General features: G+C 73.4%; 13 protein-coding genes. 6 read left to right on the top strand and 7 right to left on the bottom strand.

What is annotated here, in order from left to right; genetic code table 11:
• Window positions 1-88: 88 nt before the first annotated feature.
• Window positions 89-2,680: an aminopeptidase N gene (gene pepN, locus ACIRD3_RS14660; RefSeq protein WP_402215660.1), complete on the top strand. Its 2,592-nt coding sequence runs from the start codon at window positions 89-91 to the stop codon at window positions 2,678-2,680.
• Between the two features lie 188 nt (window positions 2,681-2,868).
• Here the strand turns inward: pepN and ACIRD3_RS14655 are convergent, their stop codons facing one another.
• The 4 genes from ACIRD3_RS14655 to ACIRD3_RS14640 form a co-directional block, all read right to left on the bottom strand.
• A complete protein-coding gene (locus ACIRD3_RS14655) occupies window positions 2,869-4,179 on the bottom strand; it encodes a glycoside hydrolase family 18 protein (protein WP_402215658.1) in 1,311 nt (436 codons plus the stop codon).
• A 151-nt stretch (window positions 4,180-4,330) separates the two neighbouring features.
• On the bottom strand, window positions 4,331-6,976 hold the full coding sequence (gene acnA, locus ACIRD3_RS14650) for an aconitate hydratase AcnA (RefSeq protein ID WP_402215655.1): 2,646 nt from the start codon (window positions 6,974-6,976) through the stop codon (window positions 4,331-4,333).
• Window positions 6,977-7,159: 183 nt separating this feature from the next.
• A complete protein-coding gene (locus tag ACIRD3_RS14645) occupies window positions 7,160-7,315 on the bottom strand; it encodes a hypothetical protein (protein ID WP_402215652.1) in 156 nt (51 codons plus the stop codon).
• Window positions 7,312-8,349, bottom strand: a complete 1,038-nt coding sequence (locus ACIRD3_RS14640; protein ID WP_402215649.1) for a hypothetical protein — start codon at window positions 8,347-8,349, stop codon at window positions 7,312-7,314. Before ACIRD3_RS14640 ends, ACIRD3_RS14645 begins: the two co-directional genes overlap by 4 nt.
• A gap of 29 nt (window positions 8,350-8,378) precedes the next feature.
• Here ACIRD3_RS14640 and ACIRD3_RS14635 point away from each other — a divergent pair, with 29 nt between their 5' ends.
• From ACIRD3_RS14635 to ACIRD3_RS14615, 5 genes are all read left to right on the top strand, one after another.
• The gene (locus ACIRD3_RS14635) at window positions 8,379-8,741 is read left to right on the top strand and encodes a hypothetical protein (protein WP_402215646.1); all 363 of its coding nucleotides are present in this window, start codon (window positions 8,379-8,381) and stop codon (window positions 8,739-8,741) included.
• 127 nt (window positions 8,742-8,868) lie between these two features.
• Window positions 8,869-9,396, top strand: coding sequence for a SigE family RNA polymerase sigma factor (locus tag ACIRD3_RS14630; RefSeq protein WP_402215643.1), 528 nt, complete (start codon window positions 8,869-8,871; stop codon window positions 9,394-9,396).
• Window positions 9,397-9,443: 47 nt separating this feature from the next.
• Complete coding sequence (locus tag ACIRD3_RS14625) at window positions 9,444-10,490, top strand: hypothetical protein (RefSeq protein ID WP_402215640.1); 1,047 nt, start codon at window positions 9,444-9,446, stop codon at window positions 10,488-10,490.
• Between the two features lie 60 nt (window positions 10,491-10,550).
• Window positions 10,551-10,958, top strand: a complete 408-nt coding sequence (locus tag ACIRD3_RS14620) for a type II toxin-antitoxin system VapC family toxin (RefSeq protein ID WP_402215637.1) — start codon at window positions 10,551-10,553, stop codon at window positions 10,956-10,958.
• A gap of 224 nt (window positions 10,959-11,182) precedes the next feature.
• A complete protein-coding gene (locus ACIRD3_RS14615; RefSeq protein ID WP_402215634.1) occupies window positions 11,183-11,716 on the top strand; it encodes a superoxide dismutase family protein in 534 nt (177 codons plus the stop codon).
• A 39-nt stretch (window positions 11,717-11,755) separates the two neighbouring features.
• Here ACIRD3_RS14615 and argF read toward each other — a convergent pair whose 3' ends face one another.
• The 3 genes from argF to ACIRD3_RS14600 all read right to left on the bottom strand — a co-directional run bounded on the left by argF (window position 11,756) and on the right by ACIRD3_RS14600 (window position 17,272).
• On the bottom strand, window positions 11,756-12,757 hold the full coding sequence (gene argF / locus ACIRD3_RS14610) for an ornithine carbamoyltransferase (protein WP_402215632.1): 1,002 nt from the start codon (window positions 12,755-12,757) through the stop codon (window positions 11,756-11,758).
• Between the two features lie 238 nt (window positions 12,758-12,995).
• Window positions 12,996-15,599: a polynucleotide kinase-phosphatase gene (locus ACIRD3_RS14605; protein WP_402215629.1), complete on the bottom strand. Its 2,604-nt coding sequence runs from the start codon at window positions 15,597-15,599 to the stop codon at window positions 12,996-12,998.
• Window positions 15,596-17,272, bottom strand: coding sequence for a 3' terminal RNA ribose 2'-O-methyltransferase Hen1 (locus ACIRD3_RS14600; RefSeq protein WP_402215627.1), 1,677 nt, complete (start codon window positions 17,270-17,272; stop codon window positions 15,596-15,598). Before ACIRD3_RS14600 ends, ACIRD3_RS14605 begins: the two co-directional genes overlap by 4 nt.
• Between the last annotated feature and the right edge of the window lie 125 nt (window positions 17,273-17,397).

The following is a 17,397-nucleotide window of genomic DNA, read 5'->3' as shown; positions in this document are numbered from 1 at the left end:
ATGACCCCGCGGACGCGGCCGACACCCGCGCACAGACCGCACCACCCATCCGCGCACCACCGTGCGAGCCGGACAAAGGAGTACCGCCGTGCCGGGCAAGAACCTCAGCCGCGACGAAGCCCAGCAGCGGGCCAGCATCCTGGCCGTGGACGGCTACACGGTCCGGCTGGACGTGAGCTCGGCGCCGGACCCGGCGGCGGCCACCTTCCGCTCCACCACCACGATCGCGTTCCGCTGCTCCGAGCCCGGCGCGGCCACCTTCCTCGACCTGCTCGCCCCGGCCGTCCGCTCGGTCACCCTCAACGGGCGCGCCCTCGACCCGGCCACCGCCTACGACGGCGCCCGGGTGCACGTGGACGGCCTGGCCGCGGAGAACGTGCTGACCGTCGAGGCGGACTGCGCCTACAGCCGCACCGGCGAGGGCCTGCACCGCTTCGTCGACCCGGCGGACGGCGAGACCTACCTGTACACCCACTACGAGCCGGCCGACGCCCGCCGGGTCTTCGCGACCTTCGAACAGCCCGACCTGAAGGCCCCGTTCACCTTCACCGTGACCGCCCCGGCCGCCTGGGACGTGTGGTCCAACGCCCCGCACGAGAACGTCACGGCCCAGGACGGCGCCCGCACCTGGGAGTTCGCGCCGACCAAGCCGATCTCCACCTACCTCACCGCGGTCGTCGCCGGCCCGTACCACGTCGCCCGCGACCACTACAGCCGCGAGCTCGCCGACGGCAGCACGCTGGAGATCCCGCTCTCCGCGATGTGCCGCCAGTCCCTCGCCCCGTACTTCGACTCGGACGAGATCCTCGGCGTCACCAAGCTCGGACTCGACTTCTTCCACGAGGAGTTCGACTACCCGTACCCCTTCGGCAAGTACGACCAGGCCTTCGTCCCCGAGTACAACATCGGCGCGATGGAGAACCCCGGCTGCGTCACCTTCCGCGAGGAGTTCGTCTTCCGCTCGAAGGTCACCGACGCCGCCTACGAGGCCCGGGCCAACGTCATCCTGCACGAGATGGCGCACATGTGGTTCGGCGACCTGGTCACCATGCGCTGGTGGGACGACCTGTGGCTGAAGGAGTCCTTCGCCGACTTCATGGGCTCCTACGGCCTGATCGGCGCCCGTACCCGCTACAGCTCCGCCTGGGTGACCTTCGCCAACCAGCGCAAGGCCTGGGCGTACCGGCAGGACCAGTTCCCCACCACGCACCCGATCACCGCGGACATCCGGGACCTGGAGGACGCCAAGCTCAACTTCGACGGCATCACCTACGCCAAGGGCGCCTCCGTCCTCAAGCAGCTGGTGGCGTACGTCGGTTCGGAGGCCTTCTTCGAGGGCGCCCGCCGCTACTTCAAGCGCCACGCCTTCGGCAACACCGAACTCGCCGACCTGCTGGACGTCCTGGAGGAGACCAGCGGCCGCGACCTCAAGGCCTGGGCCGCCTCCTGGCTGCAGACCGCCGGCGTCAACGCGCTCACCCCGCAGGTCACCACCGACGCCGAGGGGCGGATCACCGAACTCGCCGTCCTGCAGGACGGCACCGCCGACGATGACGCGACTCCGTCGCGCGGCCTGCGCCCGCACCGGATCGCGGTCGGACTGTACGACCGGGACGCGGACGGCGCCCTGGTCCGCACCGGGCGGATCGAGCTGGACGTCACCGGCGCCCGCACCGTGGTCGCCGAGGCGGTCGGCCGCCCCCGTCCGGCGCTCGTCCTGCTCAACGACGACGACCTGACCTACTGCAAGATCCGCTTCGACGAGGACTCCCTGGAGACCCTGCGCACCGGCCTCGGCGACATCCGGGACGACCTGTCCCGGGCACTGGCCTGGTCCGCGGTCTGGAACCTCACCCGGGACGGCCTGATGCCGGCCCGCGACTACGTCGCCCTGGTGCTGCGCTTCGCCGGCCAGGAGGGCAACATCGGCGTGCTGCAGTCGCTGCACGCCCAGGCCAAGACCGCCGTCGACCTGTACGCCGACCCGGCGTGGCGCGGCGAGGGCGGCCGGCTGCTCGCCGACGGCGCCCTGCGCGAGCTGCGCGACGCCGTCCCCGGCAGCGACCACCAGCTGGCCTGGGCCCGCTTCCTCGCCCAGACCGCGGGCGGCGCCGAGCACCTCGGCCTGGTCCGCGGCCTGCTGGCCGGCAGCGCCCGGATCGACGGCCTGGACGTCGACCAGGAGCTGCGCTGGTCGCTGTGGCTGGCCCTGGCCGCCGCCGGCCAGGCCTCCGACGAGGAACTGGCCGCCGAGCTGGCCGCCGACAACACCGCCGGCGGCAAGCGCCAGTACACCCAGTGCCTGGCCGCCCGGCCCACCCCGGAGGCCAAGGCCGCGGCGTGGTCGGCCGTGGTCGACTCGGACGAGCTGCCCAACGCCCTGGTCGAGGCCAACATCGCCGGCTTCGCGCTGCCCGCCCACCGCGATCTGACCGCCCTGTACGCGGCCCCGTACTTCAAGCTGCTGGAGAAGATCTGGGCCGAGCGGACCATCGAGATCGCGATGCGGTTCGTCGGCGGCTTCTTCCCGAGCGCCCAGACCGACGAGCAGACCCTGGCCGAGGCCGACGCCTGGCTGGACGGCCACCCGCACGCCGCGCCGGCGCTGCGCCGCCTGGTGCTGGAGCGCCGGGACGACCTGGGCCGCGCGCTGCGGGCGCAGGCCTGCGACCGGGCCTGAGTTCCCGGCGCCCCGGTGCGCCACCCGTCGAAGGGCCCGCCGTGTGCGTCACGGCGGGCCCTTCGGCGTGGGGGGGCGGGCCCTTCGGCGTGGCGGGCCCTTCGGCGTGGCGGGCGGGCCCTTCGACGGGTGGGGGGCGGGCCCTTCGAGGCGACGGGCGGGCTCGTGGGCGTGGAACCCGGCGGGCGTCAGTCGCGGCTCAGGCCGCGGTCCAGGGCGGCGATCGCGCTGCCCCGGCTGTCGTCGCCGTCCAGCGACCACACCATCACGCCGCCCAGGTCGTTGCGGCGCACGTACCGCGCCTTCTGGGCGAGCACCTCGGCGGTGTCGTAGCTGTAGAAGGTGGTGCCGTCGTACTTCCAGGACGCGCCGTGCTCGCGGTCCACGTAGACCTTGCCCGGCCGTGCGTTGAGCTCCTGGTACGAGTGGTCGGGCGCGGCCGCGGTGGCGCTCTGGAAGAGGCCGCCGCGCCCGCCGGGGGCGACGCCCGTCCAGCCGTGGCCGTAGAGCGGGGCGCCGAGGACGAGCTGTTCGGCGGGAAGGCCGCGTTCCTGGTAGTGGTCCACCGCCTGGTCGGCGCTGCGCCGGTGGGGGTCCGGGTCGGCCGGGTCGGCGTAGAGGTTGGCCTGGTGGCTTGCCGGGCCCTTGCCCTCCCAGGGGCCGTGCAGGTCGTAGGTCATCAGGTTGAGCCAGTCCACCGAATCGCTCAGTTCGGGCAGTTCGAGCCGGTCGGCGACGGTCTCGTTGGCCGCCACGGCGGCCGTCAGCAGGTAGTGCTCCCCCTTCCGGCCGCCCAGCGCGTCCAGCTGGCGGCGGAACTCCGCCATCAGCAGCGTGAAGTTGCGACCGTCCTCGGGGCGGACCACGTTGCCCGCGTCCCCGCCGCCGCCCGGGTACTCCCAGTCGATGTCGATGCCGTCGAAGACGCCCGCGGCCGCGCCCCGGCCGCCCTCCGGGGAGCCGGCCAGGACCGGCACGTTCCCCTTGAGGTAGAGGTCGATGCAGGAGGAGACGAACTTCTTGCGGGCCTCGTCGGTGGCGGCCGCGTCGGAGAAGTACCTGGACCAGCTCCAGCCGCCCAGCGAGATGACGGTGCGCAGCCGCGGGTTCTTCGCCTTGAGCTTGCGCAGCTGGTTGAAGTGGCCCTTCAGCTTCTGGCCCGGGGCGTCGGCCACGCCGTCCACCGATTCGGCGGCGGAGAAGGCGCGCTGGTAGTCGTCGCGGGCGTCGCCCTGGCCGGCGTCGTTGCTCTCGAAGCAGGTGCCGTCGGCGGAGACGTTGCCGAAGGCGTAGTTGATGACGGTGAGCTTGGCCGCCTGGCCGGACTGCTGGACCCGCTTGGCGGAGCTGTCGGCGCCCCACTGGGTGAAGTAGCCGACCCGCTGGCCCTTCGGCCCGGGGCCGTGGTGGGCCTCGGCGGCGGTCGCGGTGGCGGTGGTGGTGGTCAGCAGTGCGGCGACGGTGGCGGCGGCGAGCATGGCGGAGGCGCGTGTGGGCATACCGGACCTGTCCTCTGAGGCATCGTCAAATGGTCTGGACCAGACGACACAGAGGTTTAGTCCATTGCGTCGGAACGCACAAGGGGAACGCAGCGGACGCACGAGAGGCCGGACCGCGGCGCGGTCCGGCCTCTCGGCGCTACTGCTCGGTTCAGCCGATCAGGCTGCGCAGCACGTACTGCAGGATGCCGCCGTTGCGGTAGTAGTCCGCCTCACCGGGGGTGTCGATGCGGACGATCGCGTCGAACTCCTTGTCACCCGCCTTGACCTTGACGGTCTTCGGGGTGCGGCCCTCGTTGAGCTCGGTCACGCCGGTGATGGAGAAGGTCTCCTCGCCGGTCAGGCCGAGGGAGTCGGCGTTCTCGCCCTCCGGGAACTGCAGCGGCAGGACGCCCATGCCGATCAGGTTCGAGCGGTGGATGCGCTCGTAGGACTCGGCGATGACGGCCTTGACGCCGAGCAGCGCGGTGCCCTTGGCGGCCCAGTCGCGGGACGAACCGGAGCCGTACTCCTTGCCGGCCAGGACGACCAGCGGGATGCCGGCGGCCTGGTAGTTCTGCGAGGCGTCGTAGATGAACGACACCGGCGCCTCGGCCTGGGTGAAGTCGCGGGTGTAGCCGCCCTCGGTGCCCGGCGCGATCTGGTTGCGCAGGCGGATGTTGGCGAAGGTGCCGCGGATCATCACCTCGTGGTTGCCACGACGGGAACCGTAGGAGTTGAAGTCGCGCTTCTCGACACCGTTGGCGGTCAGGTACTGAGCCGCCGGGGTGCCCGGCTTGATGTTGCCGGCCGGGGAGATGTGGTCGGTGGTGACCGAGTCGCCCAGCTTGGCCAGGACGCGGGCGCCGGCGATGTCGGTCACCGGGCTCGGGGTCTTGGCCATGCCCTCGAAGTAGGGGGGCTTGCGGACGTAGGTGGACTCGGCGTCCCACTCGAAGGTGTTGCCGGTCGGGACCGGGAGCGACTGCCAGCGGTGGTCACCGGCGAAGACGTCCTGGTAGCCCTTGTCGAACATGGCCTCGTCGATGGAGCCGGCGACGACGTCGGCGACCTCCTGCTCGGACGGCCAGATGTCGGCGAGGAAGACGTCGTTGCCGTCGGCGTCCTGGCCCAGGGCGTCCTTGGTGATGTCGACGTTCATGTTGCCCGCGAGGGCGTAGGCGACCACCAGCGGCGGGGAGGCCAGGTAGTTCATCTTGACGTCGGGGTTGATCCGGCCCTCGAAGTTGCGGTTGCCGGAGAGCACCGAGACGACCGCGAGGTCGGACTCGTTGACGGCGGCCGAGACCTCCTCGGGCAGCGGGCCCGAGTTGCCGATGCAGGTGACGCAGCCGTAGCCGACCAGGTTGAAGCCCAGCTTCTCCATGTACGGGAGCAGGCCGGCCTTCTCGTAGTAGTCCATGACGACCTTGGAGCCGGGCGCCAGGGTGGTCTTGACCCAGGGCTTGACGTGCAGGCCCTTCTCCACGGCCTTCTTCGCCAGCAGGGCGGCGCCCAGCATGACGGAGGGGTTGGAGGTGTTGGTGCAGGAGGTGATCGAGGCGATCACGACCGCGCCGTTGTCGATCTCGTAGGTCGAGCCGTCGGGGGCGGTGACGGCGGTCGGCTTCGAGGCCTCGGCGGAGTAGGCCGGCAGCGCCTCGGCGAACTTCTCGGCGGCCTCGGCCAGGATCACGCGGTCCTGCGGGCGCTTCGGGCCGGAGATCGACGGGACGACGGTGGAGACGTCCAGCTCCAGGTACTCGGAGTAGACCGGCTCGACCGACGGGTCGTGCCAGAGGCCCTGCTCCTTGGCGTACGCCTCGACCAGGGCGAGCTGCTGCTCGTCACGGCCGGTCAGGCGCAGGTAGTTGATGGTCTCGGCGTCGATCGGGAAGATCGCGCAGGTCGAGCCGAACTCCGGCGACATGTTGCCGATGGTGGCGCGGTTGGCCAGCGGGATGGAGCCGATGCCGTCGCCGTAGAACTCGACGAACTTGCCGACCACACCGTGCTTGCGCAGCATCTCGGTGATGGTGAGCACCAGGTCGGTGGCGGTGGTGCCGGCCGGCAGCTCGCCGGTCAGCTTGAAGCCGACCACGCGCGGGATCAGCATGGAGACCGGCTGGCCGAGCATGGCCGCCTCGGCCTCGATGCCGCCGACGCCCCAGCCCAGCACGCCCAGGCCGTTGACCATGGTGGTGTGCGAGTCGGTGCCGACACAGGTGTCGGGGTAGGCCTGGCCGCCGCGGACCATGACGGTGCGGGCCAGGTGCTCGATGTTCACCTGGTGGACGATGCCGGTGCCCGGCGGGACGACCTTGAACTCGTCGAAGGCGGTCTGGCCCCAGCGCAGGAACTGGTAGCGCTCCTTGTTGCGGCCGTACTCGATCTCGACGTTCTGGGTGAACGCGTCCTTGGTGCCGAACTTGTCGGCGATGACCGAGTGGTCGATGACCAGCTCGGCCGGGGCCAGCGGGTTGATCTTGGCCGGGTCGCCGCCGAGCTCCTTGACGGCCTCGCGCATGGTGGCGAGGTCGACCACGCACGGCACACCGGTGAAGTCCTGCATGATCACGCGGGCCGGGGTGAACTGGATCTCCTGGCTCGGCTGGGCGTCGGCGTCCCAGCCGCCGAGGGCCCGGATGTGGTCGGCGGTGATGTTCGCGCCGTCCTCCGTGCGGAGCAGGTTCTCCAGCAGCACCTTGAGGCTGTACGGCAGCCGCTCGGAACCCTCGACGGCGGAGAGCTTGAAGATCTCGTACGACTCGTCGCCCACCTGCAGCGAGCTGCGGGCGTCGAAGCTGTTCGCGGACACGACTGACTCCTTCTGGGTGCTTCGTGCGATATCCGGCCGCCACGCGGTGGTAAGGTCAGCCTTACTTAGGCTGACCTTGCCCGCATCGCCGGTGCGCGCCTCTCGGCAAGTATCTTGATGTCGAGATATATCGTAAGGGGCAGTTATCTCGATGTCGAGATAAACCATAGTGCATGCCGTGGCTCACTCGCCGTCCGGGCCGCGCCGCTTGCGCTCCAGCCTGATCAGCCAGACCGCTCCCGCCACCACCGCGGCTGCCATCAGCAGCACCACCACAAGCTCACCACCCGAATCGCCGACCGGCGAGGGGGCGACGTCCGCCAGCAGGATCGTCCTCATCTCTTCACCTCCGCTCCGTCCGCGCTCCGCTCCGTACGCGCCCGCCCGCCGACGCCGAGGACCAGCGTCAGCAGCACCGGGAACTCCAGGTAGGCGTGGTAACTCGCCAGCGCCGCGTACAGCGACCGGCCCTGGGCGTAGTCCGCCGCGAACAGCAGCGCCAGCAGCGCCCCGGCCCCCGCGCCCAGCGCCCACGCCCGCCACCCGCGCAGCGCGGGCACCCGGGCGTCGAAGCGCTCCGCCGCCTCCGGCGCGTAACGGGGCAGGAACCACACCCAGACCACGTAGTGCATCGACTGCAGGAAGGCGAACACCGCCAGGAAGCGCAGACCCGCCTCCGGCGTCAGCCAGGCCGGCGGGGTGTAGGCCGCGGCCAGCCGGTCCGTCCAGCCGCCCGGACTCCGCACCAGCAGACCGTCCAGCAGGCCGCTCAGCAGCAGGGCCGGCACCAGCAGCACCCAACCGCACTGCAGCACCAGGAACGCCGCCCGCCCGCGCCGCAGCCGGCGCGACCACTCGGCCAGGAACAGCAGCGGCACCACGTTGTGCAGATGGGCCAGCACCACGAAGTGGTACGCCGGGAAGGCGAGCGAGGCCGCACAGGCCCCGGCCAGCAGCACCGCGCTCCCGGCGAGCAGCCGCGGCCGCGAGCGCAGCCCGTGCCGGCAGGCGGCCGCCAGCAGGCCGTACGCGAGCAGGATCTCCGCCGCCTGGGACACCCGGGAGGGCGGCAGCAGGCGGCACAGCACGATGCCCGTCACCAGCGCCAGCAGCAGCCGCAGCAGCGGGCCCGCCAGGACGGCGGCGAACCGGCCCGCCACGTAGCGCAGCTCCAGCACGTTGTGCAGCAGGCCGAAGGCGGCCAGGCCCAGCACCGCCAGGCCGGTCGGCGCCCGCAGGGCCAGCGTCAGCGCCAGGACCGCCGCCAGCGCGAAACCCGCGAACGGCGCGGTGCCCAGCCGGGCCGCCGGACCGGGCGCGGGCCACAGCGGCGGGACCGTCGACGCCGGTACGGCTGCGACCTCGGTGGCCATGGTCCCCTCCCCGTGGCACGATCCCCGCCGTGCCCTACGCCCTCGCCCTGGCCCTGACCCTGCTGGTCGAGGTCCCCGTCTACACCGCCGCGCTCACCCGGGCCGGCGGCCCGCGGCCGACCCGGGCCGCCGGTGCCGCCGTCCTCGTCAACCTGCTGACGCACCCGCTGCTCTGGTGGTCCCTGCGGCCGTACGCCGCCGGGCCCGCCGCAGCGTACTGGACCGCCTTCGCGCTCGGCGAGGCCGGCGTCTGCCTGGTCGAGGGCGCCCTGCTGGCCCCGCTCACCGGGCTGCCGGCCCGCACCGCGCTCCCCTGGGCCGCCTCCGCCACCGCCAACGCCGCCTCGGTGCTCGCCGGCTTCCTGCTCGGGGGGTTCCTGCTCGGGGGATGAGGTGGGGCCGGCGGCCCTTCTCGAAGGTCCGTCGCGGGCGGGCCGTAACGCGGTGCCAGGCCTCAGGCGTCTTACCGGGCACAGGGGGTGCAGACCCCACGTCAGCACGGGGTTCGAGGGGACAGCAGTGATCTGGAAGAAGACGCGAGCAGCCGAAGACAGCGCGGAGTTCGAGGAGTTCGCGTACAGCCGGGGGCAGCACCTCTTCCGCACCGCCCTGCTGCTGTGCGGTGACTGGCACCTCGCCGAGGACCTCACCCAGGCCACCCTCGCCAAGCTCTACGCCTCCTGGTCCAAGGTGCGCCGCGCCGAGAGCCAGGACGCCTACGCCCGCAGCGCCCTCGTGCGCGCCTACCTCTCCCACCGCCGGCTGCGCCGCACCGGCGAGCGGCCCGCCCTCGGCGAACTGCCGGAGGGGATCGCCCCAGAAGGCGACCCCGCCCTGCGCGTCACCCTGCTCACCGCACTCGCCGAACTGGCGCCCCGGGACCGGGCCGTGCTCGTCCTGCGCTACTGGGAGGACCGCAGCGTCGACGAGACCGCCGCCGAACTCGGCGTCAGCGCGGGGGCGGTGCGCAGCCAGTCCCTGCGCGCCCTCGGCCGGCTGCGCGCGGTGCTCGGACCGCAGGCCGCCGACCAGCTCCTCGTCCCCTGAGCCCGTCCGAGCCCTTCACGTACTCGCCGCCGAAAGGAATCCAGAGCATGAACGAGCCCAGCACGAACCGGCCGAGCGAGGACGGCCCCACCACGGCCGACCGGCAGCTCGCCGCCGCCTTCGACCTCGCCATGGAGGGCGTCGGCCCCGCGCTGGGGCCGCTGGTCACCGGCGCCGCCGCCCGCGGCCGCTCGATCCGGCGACGCCGCCGGCTGACCGCGACCGGTGCGGCCGCGGCGGCCGTCGTCCTGGTCGCCGGCGGCGCGCTCGCCCTGCGGCCCGGCGGCTCCGCCACCGCGACCCCCGCCCTGGGCACGACCTCCACCGCCTCGCCGACAGCGGGCCGGACCTTCCCCCAGCCGCTCCAGAAGTCCGACGACGGCCCGGAGAAGCTCACCCCCGGCACCGGCGCCCACCAGGGCGCGGTGGCCCTCACCGGCCACGCGACCGTGCTCACCCTCGCCCAGGCCCTGCCACCGGCACACACCTCGAACTACGCCGGCTACGCCGACCTCGTCGGCTGGACCGGACCGGACATGACCAACGTCATCGCCCGCGGCAGCCTGCTGTACGACGACGGCACCGGCCCGGCCCAGGTCCTGGTCGAGGTCGACGGCGGCATCGGCGCCCTCTACCGCCCCGGCTCCTACCCGCCGGGCCCCGGGCGGGACCCGTTCGTCATCGGCTACGACGACGACTACGGCTGCGCCACCACCACCGGGCCGAACATCCGGGCCTGCTCGGCCGCCGTGCTTCCGGACGGCAGCCACCTGAAGCTCACCGAGTCCGCGGTCGGCGACACCCTCACCCGGACCGCCAACCTGCTGCGCCCGGACCACACCCGGGTCACGGTCACCGCCCTCAACACCGCCGAGGTGGCGGGCGCGGCCAAGGGCGGCACGATCCGGGACGGGCTGCCGCTCACCCTCGACCAGCTCAAGGCGGCCGCGATGGCCACCGGCTTCCACGAGTGGATCACCCCGGAGGAGGCCCAGCGGGCCGAGGAGGCCGTCCGGCCGTTCCACGACGACTCACCCGGTCGGGACCACCCTTCCGGCGGCCCCTCCGCCTCCGCCGCCGCCTCCGCCGGCTGAGTCCACGGGCGGGCGGTCCGGGTACGGTGGCCCCGGACCTGACAGGCAGAGGGGACTCCGGTGATCGTGGTGGACGCGTCCGCGCTGGTACTGGCGCTGGCCGACGAGGGCCCGCGCGGAGCCGCCGCCCGGGCCGAACTCGCCTCCGACGGGGAGTGGTTGGCGCCCGAGCACATCGTGGTCGAGGTGATGCAGTCGCTGCGCGGCCTCTACCTGGCCAAGGAGCTGACCGCCGACCGGGTCGCCGAACTCACCGGCGAGCTGGCCGCGGTGGCGATCCGCAAGGTCGAGGTGGCACCGCTGCTCGGCCGGATCTGGGAGCTCAAGGACAACCTGACCCCGGACGACGCCGCCTACGTCGCGGTCGCCGAGCGGTACGGGGCGCCGCTGGTCACCGCCGACCTGCGGCTGATGCGGGCCAGCGGGCCGCGCTGCGAGATCCGGGGGATCCGGCGCGAGCCGGCCTGAGGAGACCTGCGGCGGTCTGAGGGGCCTGCGGCGACCTGAGGCAGGCCGACTCGGCGCGGGGCGGCCGGCGGAGTTCGGGGCGCGAGTCGGTAGCGTCGGTGGTTGGCGGCGGTTGTCGGCGGTTGTCGGCGGTTGTCGGCGGTACGGAGGGCCACGGGGGTGTCCTCCGCCGGCGGGTGCCGTTAGCAGGGTGACCGTCGCCCTGCCCGTGGAAGGCCCGACCGATGCCCGCTCCGCTCGCCGCAGCCCTGCTGCCGCTGGCCCTGCTCGCCCCCGCCGTCCCGCCGGTCTCGGCCGTCGAGGCCGACTTCGACCCGGCCACCGCCTTCGTCCCGCCCGCCGCGATCAGCTACGCGGACGACCTGGTGCCGTACGGCTCGCACGTCCGGGTCGTCACCGACCGCTCGGTGCCGGGGCGGACGGTGCTCACCCTGACGGTGTCCGGGCTCGCCGCCGACCACGAGTTCCCGGCGCACCTGCACACCCGGAGCTGCGGGGCCGATCCGGCCTCCTCCGGACCGCACTACCAGGCCGTGGTCGACCCGGTGCAGCCGTCCACCGATCCCGCGTACGCCAACGAGCGCAACGAGCTGCGGCTGGTGCTCCGCACCGACGAGCACGGCGGGGGCACCGCCACGGCCGCGGTGGACTGGCAGCCCCGGCCGGGTGAGGCGCGCTCGCTGGTGCTGCACGCGGGCACCCCGGCCGGCCCGCACGCGGCGGGCGACCGGGTGGCCTGCGTCAAGCTGGAGAAGTAGGGCCCGTCCGGCTCCCGGGGTTCCCCGACCCCGCCGGGGTCAGGAACCGAGGGTGGCGACCAGGACCGCCTTGATGGTGTGCAGGCGGTTCTCGGCCTGGTCGAACACGATGGAGTGCGGCGACTCGAACAGCTCGTCGGTGCACTCCAGCTCGGTCATGCCGGTCGCCTCGTACATCTGCCGCCCGACCACCGTGCCGAGGTCGTGGAAGGCCGGCAGGCAGTGCAGGAACTTCACGGCCGGGTTGCCGGTGGCCCGGACGGTGTCCATCGACACCTGGTAGGGCTTGAGCAGTTCGATCCGCTCGGCCCAGACCTCCTTGGGCTCGCCCATCGAGACCCAGACGTCGGTGTAGAGGAAGTCGGCGCCGGCCACGCCCTCCGCGACGTCCTCGGTCAGGGTGATCCGGGCGCCGGTCGACTCGGCCAGGGCCCGCGCCGACTTCTGCACGTCCTCGGTCGGCCAGAGGACGCGCGGGGCGACGATCCGGATGTCCATCCCGAGCAGCGCGCCGGTGACCAGCAGCGAGTTGCCCATGTTGGAGCGGGCGTCGCCCAGGTAGGCGAGGGCGACCTCGGTGAGCGGCTTGACGGTGTGCTCGGTGACGGTGAGCACGTCGGCCAGCATCTGGGTGGGGTGCCACTCGTCGGTGAGGCCGTTCCAGACCGGCACGCCGGCGTGCGTGGCGAGCTCCTCCACGACCTCCTGGCCGTGCCCGCGGTACTCGATGCCGTCGAACATCCGGCCGAGCACCCGGGCGGTGTCCTTGATGGACTCCTTGTGGCCGATCTGCGAGGCCGACGGGTCCAGGTAGGTGGTGGTGGCGCCCTGGTCGTGGGCGGCGACCTCGAAGGCGCAGCGGGTGCGGGTGGAGGTCTTCTCGAAGATCAGCGCGATGTTCTTGCCGCGCAGCCGGGGCTGCTCGGTCCCCGTGTACTTCGCCGCCTTGAGGCCGGCGGCGAGGTCCACCAGGAAGCGGAACTCCTGGGGCGTGAAATCGAGCTCCTTGAGGAAGTGCCTGTTCCGGAGGTTGAAGGCCATGCCGGGCTCCTGGGGTGACGGGACAAGGGGATGGCTGGCAAGTGTATACGATGACCGGAATTTCTATACAGACGTGGGGTGGGTGAGGGGAGTCCCGTCCTGCGGGACTCCCCCAGCGCGGTCCTGTGGCCCGTGGTGCTGCGGCCGCGCGGCGCCGTGGGCCGGGGCGCCGTGGCCCGGGGCGCCATGGCCCGGGGCGCTGCGGCCCGTGGCCGTAACGGCCCGTGGCCCCGCGCCGTTACAGCCGCGGGTCGACCGGCTCGGACTCCAGCGCCAGCACCGCGAACACCGCTTCGTGCACCCGCCACAGCGGTTCCCCGGCCGCCAGCCGGTCCAGCGCCTCCAGGCCCAGCGCGTACTCGCGCAGCGCCAACGAGCGCTTGTGGCCCAGCGCACGCTGCCGCAGCCGGTCGAGGTGCTCGGTGTAGTCCGGGCCGTAGACGATCCGCAGGTACTCCCGGCCGCGCACCTTCACCCCGGGCTGCACCAACCCGCCCGGACGGCCCTCACCGCGCGAGGTCCGCACCAGCGAGGCCAGCGGCTTGACCACCATGCCCTCGCCGCCCGCCGCGGTCAGCTCCTCCCACCAGGCGGTGGCGGCGGCCGTCGAGGCCTCGTCCTCGGTGTCCACCAGGATCCGGCCGGTGCGGTGCAGCACCGGCTGCTCCCCGTCGTCGGCCGCCACCAGGCGGTCGATCCGGGCCAGGTGCTCGTCGTGCGGGCGCACCGCGAGGTTCGCCCCCTCGGCGGCCAGCAGCTGGAAGGGCGCCAGCCGAATGCCCGACAGGCCCTCGGTCGGCCAGCAGTAGCGCCGGTACGCCTCGGTGAACGCCCGCGCGTCCGCGGAGCGCTGCCGCTGCCGGTCGGTCAGCCCGGCCAGGTCCAGCCCGCGCCCGGCCGCCCGCTCCAGGGCGGACAGCACCTCCGGCAGGGCCGCGCCCGCCGCCGCGCCGACCGCCGCGTACTGGCGGCGCAGCAGCTCCACCGCCTTCAGCGACCACGGCATCAGCTCGGCGTCCAGCAGCAGCCAGTCGGTGCCCAGCTCCTCGAAGAGCCCGGAGCGCTCGGCGGCCGCCCGCACCCGGTCCAGCACGGCGGCGGTCAGCCCGTCGTCGTCGAGGAACGCCCGGCCGGTGCGGGTCCAGATCGCGCCCGGACCGGCCACCCCGAAGCGGCGCTCCAGCGCGGACCCGTCCCGGGCCACCAGCAGCACCGCGCGCGAGCCCATGTGCTTCTCCTCGCACACCAGGTGCCGCACGCCGTCCGCCCGGTAGGCGAGGAAGGCCTCCTCCGGGTGCTCCAGGTAGCCGTCCCGGCGGGAGGTGGCGCTGGGCGCCATGGTCGGCGGCAGATAGGCGAGCAGCCGCGGGTCCAGCGCGAAGCGGCTCATCACCTCCAGCGCGGCCGCCGCGTTCTCCTCCCGGACGGCGACCCGCCCGTGCAGGCCGGTCTCGACGACCCGGCGCCCGGCCACGTCGGCGAGGTCCAGCGGGCGGCCCTCCCTGGCCCCGGGCGCGTCGGTGATCATCGGGCGCACCGGGGCGTACCACTCGCGCTCGGCATCGACGCTCACCAGCTCGCGCTCCGGGTAGCGCAGCGCGGTCAGGCTGCCGCCGAAGACGCAGCCGGTGTCCAGGCAGACGGTGTTGTTGACGAAGCTCGCCGTCGGCACCGGGGTGTGGCCGTAGACGACCAGCGCCCGACCGCGGTACTCCTCCGCCCACGGGTAGCGCACCGGCAGGCCGTACTCGTCGGTCTCGCCGGTGGTCTCCCCGTACAGCGCGTGCGAGCGGACCCGGCCGGAGTTGCGGCCGTGGTACCTCTCCGGAAGGCCGGCGTGGCAGACCACCAGGGCGCCGCCGTCCAGCAGGTAGTGGCTGACCAGGCCGCGCATGAAGGCGCGCACCTCGGTCCTGAACTCCTCGGACTCCCCCGCCAGCTGGTCCAGCGACTCCTGCAGACCGTGCGAGACGGTGACCGTCTTGCCGTCCAGCGCCCGGCCGAGCTTGTTCTCGTGGTTGCCCGGCACGCAGATCGCGTGGCCGGCCGCGACCATGCCCATCACCAGGCGCAGCACGCCCGGGGTGTCGGGGCCGCGGTCGACCAGGTCGCCGACGAAGACGGCGGTACGGCCGGCGGGGTGCGCGGCGTCCACCGGGCGGCCCCCGGCGTCCCGGGTCAGGGAGTAGCCGAGGCGGGTCAGCAGGGTCTCCAGCTCGGAACGGCAGCCGTGGATGTCGCCCACGATGTCGAACGGGCCGGTCAGGTGGCGCAGGTCGTTGTACCGCTTCTCCAGCTCGATCTCGGCCGACGCCACCTCGGCCTCGCCGCGCAGGACGTGCACCTTGCGGAAGCCCTCGCGCTCCAGGCCGCGCAGCGAACGGCGCAGCTCGCGGTTCTGGCGCGGGATCACGTGGGCGGGCAGCTGGCGGTCCGGACGGGAGCGGTTGCGCTCGGCGCACACCCCCGGCGGGACGTCCAGGACGATCGCGATCGGCAGCACGTCGTGCTCGCGGGCGATCCGGACCAGCTGGCGGCGGGCCTCGGGCTGGACGTTGGTGGCGTCCACCACGGTCAGCCGGCCGGCCGCCAGACGCTTGCCGACGATGTAGTGCAGCAGGTCGAAGGCCTCGGCGGAGGCGGACTGGTCGTTCTCGTCGTCGGACACCAGGCCGCGGCAGAAGTCCGAGGACACCACCTGGGTGGGCAGGAAGTGACGGCGGGCGAAGGTGGACTTGCCCGCGCCGCTGGTACCGATCAGGACGACGAGGGAGACGTCGGTGACGGGGAGGCGGCGGGGTGCGGTGCGCTCGGTGGTCTCGTCGGCGGTGACGTCGGTCATCGGGGTTCGCCTCCTTCGGGCGTCGTCGGTGCGGCGGTCGCCGGTGCGGCGGTCGCCGGTGCGGCGGTCGCCGGTGCGGCGGTCGTGCTCGGGGCCGCGGTGGTGAACAGGGCGAGCTGGGTCGGCGCGCCGACCTCCTCGTCCACCGGGCCGACCGGGCGCAGCACCACGGTGTAGCCGTAGGCGGCCGCGACCTTCTCGGCCCAGGCCCGGAACTCGGCGCGGGACCACTCGAAGCGGTGGTCGGCGTGCCGGACGCGGCCCGCCGGGAGGGTCTCCCACCGCACGTTGTACTCGGCGTTCGGCGTGGTGACCACGACGGCCCGCGGACGGGCGGCGCCGAACACGGCGTACTCCAGGGCGGGCAGCCGCGGCAGGTCCAGGTGCTCGACCACCTCGCACAGCACCGCCGCGTCGAAGCCCTTCAGCCGGGCGTCGGTGTAGGTCAGCGCGCCCTGCGCCAGCTTCACCCGGGCCGCCTGCCGCTCGGGCAGCCGCTCCAGGCGCAGCTTGCGGTTCGCCGCCTGCAGCGCCCGCACGGACACGTCCACGCCCAGGATCTCGGTGAACCGGGCGTCCTTGAGCAGCTCGCCGATCAGCTCGCCCTGGCCGCAGCCGAGGTCGGCGACCCGGGCGGCGCCGGTCTCCCGCAGGGCGTCGAGGATCGCGCCGCGGCGCTGCTCGGCGAGGGACGGCGGACGCGGCTGCTGCTCCGGCTCCGCGGGCCCGAGGTCCCCGGGGTGCTGGGGGTGTCCCGGGTGCTGCGGATGCCCGGGGTACTGCCGGTGTGCGGGGTGCTGCGGGTCGTCCCCGGCGGCTCCCGGGCCGGCCTCCTCCTCGGGGCGGTCGTCGACCGCGTTGTCGATCTCCTCGACCTCGCGGTCGTCCGCCTCGGCGAGCCGGGCCAGCTCCAGGCGCTCCATCGCGGCCCGGGTCAGCGACCAGCGCCGCGCCAGGTAGCGACGGGTGATCAGGGCACGCTCCGGGTGGGTGGCCAACCAGCCCTCGCCGGCGGCGAGCAGCTTGTCCACCTCGTCCGGGGCGACCCAGTAGTGCTTGGCGCCGTCCAGCACCGGCAGCAGCACGTACAGCTGCTGGAGCGCCTCGGCGAGCCGGACGGTCCCGGAGGTGAGCGCGATCCGCACGTACCGGGAGTCGCCCCACTCCGGGAACGCCTCGTCCAGCGGGATCGCCGCCGCCTCGACCCGCCAGCCCAGCGGCTCGAACAGCCGGGACACCATCGCCGGACCGCCGCCCTCGCCCGCGCCGTTCGCGGGCACGGCGGGCAGCTCGATGCGCAGCGGACGCGCCCGGCCCGGCAGTTCGGGGCGGGCCGGGCAGTCGCCCTTCATCGCGGACCGGAACACCGTCCGCAGCGCCACCGCGAGCAGCGAGGACGCGGCGTACGGGCGGTCGTTGACGTACTGCGAGAGCGCGAAGTCGGGCGAGCCGCCCCGCCCCCGGCCGTCGCCCCGGCCCTTGCGGACCAGCGCGACCGGGTCGATGTCCAGCAGCAGCGCCGCCGTGCAGACCTCGTCCCCCGCCTCGGGGTAGAAGACGTGGGCCTCGCCGTGCGACGTCGTGAACCGCTGGACCTTGCCGGGATGCTTGTGCAGCAGGAACCCGAGATCCGTGGCCGGGTCCTCGGCGCTGCCGGTGGTGGAGATCGACATGAACACCCGCCGAAGTATTGCCGAGCGAACGGCCGCTGAGCACCGGGTTTTCCCGCCCGGCGCCCCGGTGGCCGGGACATCCGCCGGGCATGTCCGGACGGTGGTCGTGTTCGGCACCGGAGCCC

It is taken from the genome of Kitasatospora sp. NPDC093550, from assembly GCF_044764985.1.
Taxonomy (GTDB): Bacteria; Actinomycetota; Actinomycetes; order Streptomycetales; family Streptomycetaceae; genus Kitasatospora.
The sequence above is the reverse complement of the archived record's forward strand: the minus strand, read 5'-3'. Positions and strand labels throughout refer to the sequence as shown.

What these genes read in the sequence shown, in the direction of transcription:
- ACIRD3_RS14655 (WP_402215658.1), bottom strand. Translation starts at nt 4,179, where the DNA reads ATGCCCACACGCGCCTCCGCCATGCTCGCCGCCGCCACCGTCGCCGCA.
- ACIRD3_RS14645 (WP_402215652.1), bottom strand. Translation starts at nt 7,315, where the DNA reads ATGAGGACGATCCTGCTGGCGGACGTCGCCCCCTCGCCGGTCGGCGAT.
- ACIRD3_RS14640 (WP_402215649.1), bottom strand. Translation starts at nt 8,349, where the DNA reads ATGGCCACCGAGGTCGCAGCCGTACCGGCGTCGACGGTCCCGCCGCTG.
- ACIRD3_RS14625 (WP_402215640.1), top strand. Translation starts at nt 9,444, where the DNA reads ATGAACGAGCCCAGCACGAACCGGCCGAGCGAGGACGGCCCCACCACG.
- ACIRD3_RS14615 (WP_402215634.1), top strand. Translation starts at nt 11,183, where the DNA reads ATGCCCGCTCCGCTCGCCGCAGCCCTGCTGCCGCTGGCCCTGCTCGCC.
- argF (WP_402215632.1), bottom strand. Translation starts at nt 12,757, where the DNA reads ATGGCCTTCAACCTCCGGAACAGGCACTTCCTCAAGGAGCTCGATTTC.
- ACIRD3_RS14605 (WP_402215629.1), bottom strand. Translation starts at nt 15,599, where the DNA reads ATGACCGACGTCACCGCCGACGAGACCACCGAGCGCACCGCACCCCGC.
- ACIRD3_RS14600 (WP_402215627.1), bottom strand. Translation starts at nt 17,272, where the DNA reads ATGTCGATCTCCACCACCGGCAGCGCCGAGGACCCGGCCACGGATCTC.